Annotated in this window: 13 protein-coding genes; 8 read left to right on the top strand and 5 right to left on the bottom strand. The window is 48.5% G+C overall.

What is annotated here, in order from left to right:
• Positions 1-9 precede the first annotated feature (9 nt).
• The 3 genes from pdhR to ampD form a co-directional block, all read right to left on the bottom strand.
• A complete protein-coding gene (gene pdhR, locus B2U97_RS07440; RefSeq protein WP_011233718.1) occupies positions 10-756 on the bottom strand; it encodes a pyruvate dehydrogenase complex transcriptional repressor PdhR in 747 nt (248 codons plus the stop codon).
• An 85-nt stretch (positions 757-841) separates the two neighbouring features.
• Positions 842-1,666 (bottom strand): beta-lactamase regulator AmpE, encoded by an 825-nt coding sequence (gene ampE, locus B2U97_RS07435; RefSeq protein ID WP_011233717.1) that lies wholly within the window; start codon positions 1,664-1,666, stop codon positions 842-844.
• A 10-nt stretch (positions 1,667-1,676) separates the two neighbouring features.
• Positions 1,677-2,225 carry a 1,6-anhydro-N-acetylmuramyl-L-alanine amidase AmpD gene (ampD, locus tag B2U97_RS07430; RefSeq protein ID WP_011233716.1) on the bottom strand — a complete coding sequence of 183 codons (549 nt, stop codon included), beginning with the start codon at positions 2,223-2,225 and terminating at the stop codon, positions 1,677-1,679.
• Positions 2,226-2,292: 67 nt separating this feature from the next.
• Here ampD and nadC point away from each other — a divergent pair, with 67 nt between their 5' ends.
• The 8 genes from nadC to yacG all read left to right on the top strand — a co-directional run bounded on the left by nadC (position 2,293) and on the right by yacG (position 8,705).
• Positions 2,293-3,162: a carboxylating nicotinate-nucleotide diphosphorylase gene (nadC, locus tag B2U97_RS07425; RefSeq protein ID WP_011233715.1), complete on the top strand. Its 870-nt coding sequence runs from the start codon at positions 2,293-2,295 to the stop codon at positions 3,160-3,162.
• A 99-nt stretch (positions 3,163-3,261) separates the two neighbouring features.
• Positions 3,262-3,744, top strand: coding sequence for a pilin (locus B2U97_RS07420; protein WP_011233714.1), 483 nt, complete (start codon positions 3,262-3,264; stop codon positions 3,742-3,744).
• Positions 3,744-5,057: a GspE/PulE family protein gene (locus tag B2U97_RS07415; protein WP_011233713.1), complete on the top strand. Its 1,314-nt coding sequence runs from the start codon at positions 3,744-3,746 to the stop codon at positions 5,055-5,057. Before B2U97_RS07420 ends, B2U97_RS07415 begins: the two co-directional genes overlap by 1 nt.
• On the top strand, positions 5,044-6,222 hold the full coding sequence (locus B2U97_RS07410; RefSeq protein ID WP_286823014.1) for a type II secretion system F family protein: 1,179 nt from the start codon (positions 5,044-5,046) through the stop codon (positions 6,220-6,222). The genes B2U97_RS07415 and B2U97_RS07410 overlap by 14 nt, the downstream gene beginning before the upstream one ends.
• A gap of 15 nt (positions 6,223-6,237) precedes the next feature.
• Positions 6,238-7,098 carry a prepilin peptidase gene (locus B2U97_RS07405; protein WP_011233711.1) on the top strand — a complete coding sequence of 287 codons (861 nt, stop codon included), beginning with the start codon at positions 6,238-6,240 and terminating at the stop codon, positions 7,096-7,098.
• A 2-nt stretch (positions 7,099-7,100) separates the two neighbouring features.
• A complete protein-coding gene (coaE, locus tag B2U97_RS07400; protein ID WP_034818588.1) occupies positions 7,101-7,709 on the top strand; it encodes a dephospho-CoA kinase in 609 nt (202 codons plus the stop codon).
• Between the two features lie 40 nt (positions 7,710-7,749).
• Entirely contained in the window at positions 7,750-8,514 is a 765-nt protein-coding gene (gene zapD, locus B2U97_RS07395; protein ID WP_034818590.1) for a cell division protein ZapD, read from the top strand.
• A complete protein-coding gene (gene yacG, locus B2U97_RS07390) occupies positions 8,511-8,705 on the top strand; it encodes a DNA gyrase inhibitor YacG (RefSeq protein ID WP_011233708.1) in 195 nt (64 codons plus the stop codon). The genes zapD and yacG overlap by 4 nt, the downstream gene beginning before the upstream one ends.
• A gap of 35 nt (positions 8,706-8,740) precedes the next feature.
• Here yacG and mutT read toward each other — a convergent pair whose 3' ends face one another.
• Positions 8,741-9,157: an 8-oxo-dGTP diphosphatase MutT gene (gene mutT, locus B2U97_RS07385; RefSeq protein WP_011233707.1), complete on the bottom strand. Its 417-nt coding sequence runs from the start codon at positions 9,155-9,157 to the stop codon at positions 8,741-8,743.
• A gap of 6 nt (positions 9,158-9,163) precedes the next feature.
• Positions 9,164-11,881: a preprotein translocase subunit SecA gene (secA, locus tag B2U97_RS07380; RefSeq protein WP_011233706.1), complete on the bottom strand. Its 2,718-nt coding sequence runs from the start codon at positions 11,879-11,881 to the stop codon at positions 9,164-9,166.
• Positions 11,882-11,927: the final 46 nt, after the last annotated feature.

Here is an 11,927-nt window from a genome sequence, read left to right as displayed (position 1 = left end):
TTTATCAATTCAGGAACGTCGTAGCGAACGTTGAATGCGTGACTGTTCTTTGCCTAAGTTTAACAATGTCTGTTCAATATAGGCTAAATGTTGATGACACGCATCCCGCGCTTGCTCCGGTTTACCGGCAACAATGGCACTAACCAGCTGCTGACGGTGTTGATTCAGTTTTCCCAGCAAGTCGTCACGACCCGCCAGTATTTCCAGGTTCTGCCTAATATTTTCGGCCAGTAATTCCTGCATGCCGTGAATGACATGCAACAAAATAACGTTGTGCGAGGCCTCTGCAATACGGTGATAGAATTCCACTATTGCATTGACCTGATCATCGATGCTGTTAGCCCGGCTATTCTCTAAGTCTTTTATACTCTCAGAAATCCGATCCAGATCGGCCTCGGTGCCTCGTAATGCTGCATAAAAGGACGAGATGCCTTCCAGTGCATGACGGAACTCAAGCAAATCAAACTGCGACTCAGGGTGCTTGGCCAAGAGCTCAAACAGTGGCTCTGTTAGTTGCTCATTGATGCTATTCACAACGTAAGTTCCGCCGCCCTGGCGACGTTCTACCACACCTTTGGCTTCCAATTTTTGAATGGCTTCGCGCAGCGATGGGCGTGAAACATTAAATTGCTGAGCCAGTTGACGCTCTGCCGGCAGTTTTTGCCCGGCACTAAGCCGACCATCGACGATCATCTGTTCCAGATGCGCCACGATAGTGTCGGAAAGCTTCGTCTGTTTTATGGGTAAATCTGGCATAACGGTGAATTGGTCAGACCAAAAGATGCGGTTATTCTAAATCATTTAACGGCTGAGCCCAAATTTTTCTCAGCTGGTACAACCTCTAATTCACCCAACCCGTTAAGGTTAAGGCGGCAATAACACACACCCAGAAAATCTGCTGGCGGCGCATTAAGCGCAACTGGCAAGCGATGTGCTCGGTTCTGTCGTCGGGGTGCTGAGGGATGTCTTCTGCTTTGCTGGCGACATTAAAAAGCAGTTTATCCGGGTCGGCCTGCGGGTTCAGACTGTGCTTGACCCAAACTGGGAACGCCCGCGAAAAATGCCCGACAATTAATAAACCGAATCCAGCTAAGCGAGCCGGAACCCAGTCTGCAAACCACATAAATTGCTGCCAGAGTTTAGTCGACTCCGGTTCGCTTATTTGCTTCTCGGCATAACGCAGACTGGCGTATACCAGAGCGCCGAAACTGCCAAACAGCACAAAATAGAACATTACCGCAATATATTGCCGGTAATTGATCCAGATTAACGAGTCACTTAACTGCTTTGGCTGATGCTGCCCGGCAAATTCAGTTAATGCGTGTTGATGTTCATTTACCTGTTGTTCATCGCCCCGGTTTGCGGCCTTTAAATAAGCCTTATAGCTTTTGCGGGCGGGCTCGCAATTCATCGCCAGCAGTAAAGACAAAATACTGACAATAAAGGTCACCATCAGGTTGTCCAGCAACACCACCAGAAAACCGACAGCCAAAGCAGGAACCAGCAGGCGAACCAGTTGCAGAGGCTCACTTTTCCACTTTTCGTTTGTAAGCCGTGCCGCACTCCAGTGTTGCCAGCGTTCCAGAAAAAACGACCAGTGCAAAAAGGCCGGGCTGTGATACAAACGCTCAACGCTTAATGCAATCAGCAACGCAATGAGGACCATTCATGACTCCTTATAAGGCATTTAAATAGGTTTGCCAGTCAAATTCACTGCCCGGGTCCGTTTTACGACCCGGGGCGATATCCTGATGGCCGACAATACGTCGACGGTTTAACCTAGGATATGTGCTGATTAACGCCTTAGTGACTGCAATTAATTGTTCGTATTGTTGTTGAGTATAGGCACTGTGGTCGGTTCCTTCGAGCTCAATGCCTATACTGAAATCGTTACATCGCCTACGCCCGCAGTAACGGGACATACCCGCGTGCCAGGCTCTTTTATCAAAGGGCACGTATTGCTCAACTGTACCATTGCGGCGGATCACACAATGCGCCGACACCCTCAGTCCGTTCAGAATAGCAAAATCCGGGTGTGCATCGGGTTCCAGTTCGCCCATAAACAGCTGGCGAATATAAGGTGTACCATATTGTCCTTCCGGCAGGCTAATACAATGAATGACCAGCAGACTGACTTCAGCGCTTTGCGGGCGATCATCGTAATGCGGGGACGGATGCTGCACCGCAGTGGTTATTTTATGATTTTTTATCGGGTCGCTTTTCACAGGCTCAACAAAACGGTAAAGTTTGCCCCCTAGTATCCGTATTGTCTGTTAAAAGGTAAAGCCATCTATGAGTCAGCCCGAGCTGCAACTTGCTATTCAAGACGGTGTGCGCGCCGCATTGAAAGAAGATTTATTCGGCGAAGATGCCCGTTTAGATATTACTGCGCAACTGATTCCGGAACAAAGCCAGTCCCGCGCCAGCATTATTACCCGAGAAGACGCTGTCATTTGTGGTTGTGCCTGGGTTGATCAGGTGTTTCGCCAAATGGGAAATCAGGTAGAAATAGAATGGCTGGTAAAAGACGGCGATAACGTCAAAGCCAATACGGAACTCTGCCGCTTAAAGGGCCCCAGCCGCATTTTGCTGACCGGCGAACGCACGGCACTTAACTTTTTACAGACGCTATCTGCTACCGCGACCACCACTTATCATTACAGCAAATTGCTCGACGGTTATAAAACACAACTGCTGGATACCCGGAAAACTCTGCCTGGTATGCGTTTAGCACAGAAATACGCGGTGCGCTGCGGTGGCGGTGTGAATCACCGCATTGGTTTATTTGATGCCTACCTGATTAAAGAGAATCACATTTTTGCCTGTGGGGGTATTACTCAGGCTGTCGCTACGGCCAAACGCCTGAACCCCGGTAAAACGGTGGAAGTTGAAGTCGAAAATTTGGATGAGTTTGGACAGGCTCTGAAGGCCGAAGCCGACGTGATTATGCTGGACAACTTCAGTATTGAAGACATTAAGCAGGCCGTGCAGCAAAACCGTGACAATGCCGGGCACAGCGCGCAACTAGAAGTTTCGGGTAATATTACCGATGAGCGTTTACCGGAACTGGCTGCCACCGGGGTTGATTTTATCTCCTCCGGCGCTTTGACAAAGAACGTCCAGGCAATTGATTTATCAATGAGAATTTCAGAAGATAACTAGAAAATGGCGGTGGATAGCCAATAACTTACAGGAAAATAGAATTTACTAATTCGCCCGGGTGAACCACAGTTCTGCTGTTCTTAAACAGGGAGCTGAATTATGCAGGAAGCACATTTTCGCCGTTTGCCCGTTCTTCGTTTGCCAGGTAAGGGTTTTAGTCTTATCGAGATGATGGTCGTGGTGGCCATCATTGCCATCCTCTCGGCTATTGCCGTTCCGTCGTACACCTATTACACCCAGCAGGCCAAAGTCAGTAAAGCCTTAGCCCATGCTCAGCCACTACAGCTGGGTATTGCTTTGTGCTGGCAAATTGAGGGGCAGTTAAATAAATGCAATCAAGCCGGAAATAAAGGCATCCCCGGTTTACCCTCGCCTCTCCCCGATGAGCTCAGCGACCTCAGTCTGACCGAATCTGCTGCGGTGCGCCTAACTCTCAACTCGGTGAGTATTAATAATCAGCCACTGCAGATTGAACTGACACCCAACGCCACGAATACGCATTTAGACTGGAACATTGCCTGTTCCGATTACAGCGAAATGCGCTCAGTAGTGCAAAACTGTGAACAACAGGTAAGCTACTAATGACTGATTTCGCCTGCTGTTCACTCACCCACCTGCCCGGGCCGACGAGTTCGTCGGAAAATGAGTACGACCCTTTCCTACAACAACATGGTTTGCTGCCTTTTGCGCAAGGGGAAAAGTGGCTCATGTTATTGCAAAAACCCGGGTTTGCGCCGGTTGACGCGGTACTACTGAGCTTTTACAGCGATAAAAGAGTATTGCTCATTCGTGGCAAAGGCAAGCGATCCGGTATTCAACTGCCAAAGGACTCGGCTATCGAATACGTTGACCAGTTGCTGTTGTACTGCTCAGAGAAAGGGCTGTCTGACCTGCATCTGCAACCTCTGAACCAAGGTGTTGTTGTCAGAGGCAGAGAAGCCGGCCAGTTGCACCGTTTAGATTTTATAGCGCGAGAGTTTGCGCAGCAGGTTTACTCGCGAATTAAAGTACAGGCCAGCCTCGATTTAACCGAACAACGTCAACCGCAGGACGGACGCTTGTCCGTGCAATTCCGTGATAACACGCAACTGGAATTCAGATTAAACTGCTGTCCGGTTATCGGAGGTGAAAAATTGGTGCTGCGGTGCTTACAGCCCACACACAACATTACCCCCTTACAGCAAACCGGGCTGCTGGAACAGCAGTACGCTTGGTTTGCCCGCTGTTTAAGCCAGACGCAGGGGTTAATTCTGGTGACCGGACCGACAGGTAGCGGCAAAACTTCAACTTTGTACAGCGCAATGAGCCAGCTGGATACTGAGCGCAGCAACGTTTGCAGTGTTGAAGATCCGGTAGAGGTCCCGCTGCCGGGCTGCAGTCAGGTGATGGTCAATGCGCGCCAGGGGCTGACCTTCGCATCGATTCTTCGCGCCCTCCTTAGGCAAGACCCCGATGTCATCCTTATTGGCGAAATCCGCGATGCGGAGACAGCCAAAATTGCAGTTCAGGCCGCGCAAACGGGTCATTTAGTTCTGAGTTCACTGCATACCAACAACTGCCTGGATACATTAAAGCGTTTGCACTCTCTGGGCGTTAATCCCCTGGATATTCGCAGCTCATTAAAGCTTATTGTCAGTCAACGTTTACTGCCTGTAGCCGACAGCCACAGCCGAACAGAGAAAAACCGTCAGGCAGTATTTGAGGTGGTGCCCTGGCTGGATACAACTGAAGGGTTAATTGAGACATTAACCAACTCACGAGCCTCCATTGAAGATTTGCGTCACTATCTGGGCCATTTGAAGCTTCCGGATTTTTCGCAGGCGCTACAGCATTATATCGATAGCGGCTTAATCAGCCCTGCGGAAAAGGAGCGTTTCACTTATGAAGACGCTTGATTACTGCTGGCAGTGGCAGGCTGACAATGCGTCTGGGCTGGTTCATGCAGACTCGCTGTTGCAGGCGAAACAGCTGTTATCGCAACATCATATCCGTTGCACAAAAATAAAACGCTTATCCAAGCGTCAGAGGAAACTTAATAGACCTAAATTATCGCTCTGGTACATTCTGTTGCAACAAACCGCCAGTTTGCTGGAGAGTGGCCTGCCGCTTTCAGAAGCTCTGCGACACAGTATTTGCGAAACCAGGTCCAGAAGCCTGCGCTGGTTAATTGAAGATTGTATTCGCAGCATTGAGCATGGCTTCTCTTTCAGTCACGCCCTAACCTATTATGAAAACTGGCTCCCCAAAGCTGACATTAACGCTATAGCCTGGGCCGAACAAAATGGCCAGCTTGCCGATGCATTACAGCAGTTACAAGAACTGGAAAAACGCCAGCAGCAACTGAAAAAACAATTAACCAAAGCGCTGCGTTATCCCGTCATTGTATTAATAGTAGCTGCTGGTGTTTGCTTCATGATGATGGGCTGGGTTTTGCCTGCCTTTGCTCAGCTTTTTGGCGAAGGTGAGCTACCCTGGCTCACTGCCGTTTTACTGAACTCATCAGCTTTTTTGAAAGAGCAAACATTTGTCATTTTCGGTGCGATATTAGCTGCGGCAGTTACTCTTTTGACCGTTAAAAATAAAGCTCCGCTATTCTCCCAATGCACACTCGCGCAGTTACCCGTTGTTGGTCAATTGCTGCAGGATATGAAACTGCAGCAGCTGTTTCACCGGTTGGCAGTAGCTCTGCGTGCCGGTATTGAAACCCGGCAAGCTATTCTCAGCACCGAATCGTCCCTGAACTGGTTGCCCCATAAAGCAGCCTTGCGTCAAATTCATCAGCAACTAGAGTCCGGTAACGGTTGGGTAGACAGTTTCCGTTCCAGTGCGCTGAATGAGCCCCGCACTCTCAGTTTTCTTAAAGTTGGCGAGCAAAATGGTAAAATCGATAATGCCTTCGCCGCACTTGCCGATTTCAAGCAACAACGTTTTGAGGAAAATTGTGAGCGCCTGATTGCACTGGCAGAGCCCTTGCTGATGGTCGTTTTAGGCGGCATTATAGGCACTCTTTTGGTCGCTATGTATTTACCGCTGTTTTCTATGGGGCAGCAGTTTCAATAACTAAGGAATAGAAGTATGGAATACTTGCTTGCTGCCGGATCAATACCGACATTGATGGTCGCGCTGGTGCTGGGAGCTGTTATTGGGAGCTTCCTGAATGTAGTGATCACCCGGCTACCAATACAGCTGGAACGCCAATGGCAGCGCGAATGTGCCGAAATGAACGGAACGCCGGTAACCAAACAGGACCGCTTTTCCATCGCGTTTCCGGGTTCCCATTGCCCTGAATGCAAGGCCTCTATTGCCTGGTACGATAATATTCCGCTGTTGAGTTATCTGGTTTTGCGCGCACGCTGCCGCCATTGTCAAACTCGCATTCCGGTTACCTACTGGCTGGTTGAAATTATCAGTTGCCTGGCGTTTGGCATAATAGGCTGGTATTTCGGCTTCACTCTGCCAGCGCTGGTATATGCTACGGTCTTTTCGTTATTAATTTGCCTGTTCGTCATTGACTGGCGTCATCAGTTACTGCCCGATCAGCTCACTTACCCTTTACTCTGGGTGGCTTTGCTCTGGTCTATCTCTGACTTAAGTGACATGACTCCAACCTCCGCAATTATTGGTGCCGCAGCGGGTTATCTTAGCCTTTGGAGCGTGTTCTGGGCCTATAAGCTTATCACCGGCAAAGAAGGTATGGGCTATGGTGACTTTAAACTGCTGGCAGCTATCACCGCTTTTACCGGCGCGACTCTGTTGCCGGTCACAATTCTTGCCAGCTCGGTTTGCGGAGCCGTAATAGGCCTGATTATGTTACGCCGGCAAAGCCGCTCTCAACCCATACCTTTTGGGCCTTTTCTAATCGGCGGAGGCCTGCTGAGTTATTTCTATGGTATGGAGCTGTTGTTCAGCTACTGGCATTGGTTAGGGGGAACTTGAGTATGACCTATGTAGTTGGTGTAACCGGTGGTATCGGTAGCGGAAAGTCGGCAGCCACAGCTGAGTTTGAAAAATTGGGCATAACCGTGATCGATGCCGATATTGTGTCCCGTCAGGTGGTAATGCCGGGCACCCCCTGCCTGCGAGCAATTGCAGAACATTTCGGTCGAGATCTGCTAACCGACAAAGGCGAGCTTGATCGCAAAGCGCTACGCCAAAAAGTATTCTCTGACCCTGCAGAAAAAGACTGGTTGAACAGCTTGTTGCACCCAGCCATACGTGAGGAAATTCTGACTCAACTGGTACAGGCCAGCTCACCCTATGTAATTTTATCAGCGCCGCTGTTACTGGAAAATAATTTAGATAAGTACTGCCAGCGGGTATTAGTCGTGGATGTTCCGGAAGAATTGCAACTGCAAAGAACCATTCAGCGCGACGAGAGTCCAAAAGAAGAAGTTGAGGCAATAATGAAAGCTCAGCTGAGTCGTGAGACACGACTTCGCAAAGCGGATGATATTCTGAATAACGAGGGCAGTATCGACCAATTACGTCGGCAAGTTAACCAACTGCATCAGCGCTATCTTGCGGCAACCGTTGCACAGGAAGAGTAATCCGCTATCATAGCAACAGAGTTCAACAATCGGCAATCGCATGACATCTACTGATAACGACAACATTCTCTATGAATATCCGCTTCAGGAGCGTATGCGAACTTATTTGCGTTTAGAACATGGCTTCGAACAGTTAAAAGCCAGCCGAGTCTGTTTTGATGAACAGGCTGAACCCTTTTTTAACGCCCTGTTTGCTGTCACCGAACTACTTGAGCGCTGTGACATCCGTACCGAACTGACGAAAGACTTAGAGCTCGACAAACAGCGTTTACAAAAATGGGAAGAGCACCCCGATGTTGACCGCGATGCATTGCGAAGAACCATTAATGAAATTGAGCATTGCATCAACACGCTTCAGGATATTCCAAAGTACTTGCGCCAACTCAAAGACGATGCACTGCTAACGAGTATACGCCAGCGATTCAGCCAGCCGGGCATGAGCGGCTTATTTGAATTACCTCAGCTACATTTATGGTTAAGTCAGTCTGCTGAAGAAAAGCGGCAACAATGTGAAAGCTGGAGTCAGACACTGGCTTTTGTTGAACTGGCTATTACCTTAAAACTGACATTATTACGCGAGCAATCCGTTTTTGCGCCAATACAATTGCAAAATGGTTTCCTGCAGGAAAGTTCAGAGCAACTGCTTGCCATGCTGCGAATTAAGGTCCCCCGCTCTGCCAAGATTTATCCGGTCATCAGTGGGCATCGGCAGCGATTTACGGTACGATTCATGCCTTTACCCGGGGAGAGCAAAGAAACATCCCTGCACGATATTGAATTTGAACTAGCAAGGTGTAGTCCATGAGTATTAGTGTTAACTGCCCAACCTGCCAGACTAAGGTAGAGTGGTCAGAAAAATCCCCTGCCAGACCTTTTTGCAGTGAGCGATGCAAGCTGATTGATTTAGGTGAATGGGCAAACGAGGAAAAAAGCATCCCGGGCGAGCCAGTTGTCATAGCTAACGACGACTATAACAACGAAGAATCAGATTATTAGTTCAGGTAGTAGCCATTAGAGTACGAGTTGCTGTACTAATAAGCGTTCAATGACTGCATAATGCATTCGACAATGGGTTGATTAGCTTCCGGAAACTGGAATGCATCCAGCTGGTTTTTATCAACCCAACACCAGTCCTGACCTTCTAACTGACGCGCTTCACCGCTGTATGAAAGCACCCACCAGACATCGAGTAAAACTCGCTTATCTTTGTACTGATGCTCTATGACGGTTAATGGAGCCATGTCGGTCACATCAATACCGCACTCTTCTTTTAGTTCGCGCTGCAATGCTTGTTGAACATTCTCGCCAGCTTCGACTTTACCGCCGGGGAATTCCCACTTACCACCCTGATGTTGTTCAGGATGACGTTGAGCGATAAAAATTTCGCCCTGTTCATTTTCAATCACGCCTACTGCCACATGGACAGCAGGCGATTTTTGGGTCTCCATAAAAACCTATAGTTTACCGTGACAATGTTTATATTTTTTGCCTGACCCACAAGGGCATGGCTCGTTACGACCCACTTTTGCGCCTTTACGAACCGGTTGTCCCTGAGCATTATCAGTGTTTTTCTGAGGCTCTTCAGCTGCTGGCCCACTTTGCTCATGGCGGAACTCACGTGGCGCGCTATCGGCTGCTTTACGTTGTTCATCTACTGCGTCCACATCTTCCTGAGCACGCACTTTCACCTTGCTCAAAATAGTCACAACGTCTAGCTTCAGCGCTTCCAGCATCTCGGTAAAGAGTTCAAAGGCCTCTTTTTTGTATTCTTGTTTCGGGTTTTTCTGAGCATAACCACGCAGGTGAATACCCTGACGCAGATGATCCATTGCTGCTAAGTGTTCTTTCCAGTGCTGGTCAAGGCTTTGCAACATGATGGATTTTTCGAAGCGGCGCAGCACTTCAGGCCCCACCATCTCTTCTTTTTCCTGGTAAGCTTTAACCAGCTCTTCCAGTACTCGCTCGCGCAACACTTCCTCATGGAAATGATCTTCTTCGTCCAGCCATTGCTGTAACGGCAGCTCGATGTGGAAATCGCCGCGCAGACGCTCTTCCAAACCCTTTAAGTCCCAGAGCTCAGCCAGAGACTGAGGCGGAACGTACTCGCTGATCACTGAATTGATCACGTCGTCACGTATCGCAACGATGGTTTCAGAGATATCACCTTCGTCCAGCAATTCATTACGCTGGTCATAGACAACACTACGCTGATCGTTGGCTACATCGTCATACTCAAGCAATTGTTTACGGACATCAAAGTTACGTCCTTCCACCTTGCGTTGCGCATTTTCAATAGCTCGCGTTACCCAAGGGTGTTCAATGGCTTCGCCTTCTTTCATACCCAGACGCTTCATCATAGTTCCAATGCGGTCTGAAGCGAAAATCCGCATAAGTGGATCTTCCAGCGACAAATAGAAACGCGATGAACCCGGGTCACCCTGACGACCAGCACGACCGCGTAACTGGTTATCGATACGACGCGACTCATGGCGCTCAGTACCAATAATGTGCAAACCGCCAGCCTCAATTACGGCATCATGCAGTTTCTGCCAGTCTTGCTTTATTTTCTCGATTTTGTCGTTAGATGGTTCTTCCAGCTTTTCAACTTCTGCCATCCAGCTTCCGCCCAGAACAATATCGGTACCACGACCGGCCATGTTGGTCGCAATGGTTACCGTTCCCGGACGGCCTGCCTGAGCAATAATGTCTGCTTCGTGTTCGTGGAATTTAGCGTTCAGTACCGCATGAGGAATTTTCTTTTTCTTCAGCAACTGCGACAAGAGTTCAGAGTTCTCAATAGAAACCGTACCCACCAACACCGGGCGCTTCTGCTTACGGCACTCTTCAATGTCTTCGGCTATAGCTTCGTATTTTTCCAGTGTGGTCAGATAAATAAGATCGGCTCTGTCATCACGAACCATTGGTTTATTGGTTGGCAGTACAATGGTCTCCAGACCATAAATAGACTGGAACTCGAAGGCTTCAGTATCCGCTGTGCCGGTCATACCGGCAAGCTTGTTGTATAAACGGAAATAATTCTGGAAAGTAATGGATGCCAAAGTCTGGTTTTCGTTCTGAATTGGCACGCCTTCTTTGGCTTCTACTGCCTGATGCAGACCTTCAGACCAACGGCGACCTTCCATTGTACGTCCTGTATGTTCATCGACAATGACAACCTTGTCGTCTTTGATGATGTAATCCACATCTTTTTGAAATAGATGATGAGCGCGTAAAGCAGCATTGATATGGTGCAGTAAACTGATATTAGCGGCTGAGTATAGCGAATCATCAGCGTCCAGCATGCCTTTCTCTTTCAGCAGCTCTTCAATGTGTTCCTGACCGTGTTCGGTAAGATGCAGCTGCTTGGCTTTTTCATCAATGGTAAAGTCGCCGTCGCCTTGTTCTTCTTCAGTGTCTTCTTTTTCCTGACGAACCAAGTGTGGAACCAGCTCATTCATTTTGCGGTACATTTCTGAACTGTCTTCAGCCGGACCGGAAATAATCAGCGGCGTACGGGCTTCATCAATCAGAATTGAGTCGACTTCATCGACCAAAGCGTAGTTTAATTCGCGCTGAACCCTGTCCTGTGGCGCAAAGGCCATATTGTCGCGCAGGTAATCAAAACCAAACTCGTTATTGGTACCGTAAGTAATGTCGGCCTGATAAGCCGCTTTCTTGTCTTCAGGCGCCATGCCCGGAATGTTGAACGCTACGGTCAACCCAAGGAAGTCAAATAATGGTTGGTTGAATTCAGCATCACGCTTGGCCAGGTAATCGTTCACCGTAATAATGTGAACGCCTTTACCCGGTAACGCATTAAGGTAAGCCGGTAAGGTCGCTGTCAGCGTTTTACCTTCACCCGTTTTCATTTCTGCTATGCGGTTATCGTTCAGTACCATACCGCCAATAAGCTGTACATCGAAGTGACGCATCCCGAAAACACGTCTGCTGGCTTCACGAACGGTAGCAAAGGCTTCGGGTAAAATTTTCTCTATGCGCTCACCATCGTTCAGACGCTTGCGAAATTCAGCGGTTTTCTCTTTTAGCTCGGCATCACTTAACGCTTCAAACTCGGGTTCCAGCAAATTAATTCGCTCAACGTCTTTCTTCATAGTTTTGAGAATGCGATCGTTGCGACTACCAAATACTTTTCGAAACAGACTGCCTAGCATGAGATTGATTTATCCTGTGTTACTTTCCTGAACAACAAAAGCGGTA

The organism is Idiomarina sp. UBA3176, from assembly GCF_002364295.1.
Taxonomy (GTDB): domain Bacteria; phylum Pseudomonadota; class Gammaproteobacteria; order Enterobacterales; family Alteromonadaceae; genus Idiomarina; species Idiomarina loihiensis.
This window is presented reverse-complemented; position numbering and strand designations above follow the sequence as displayed.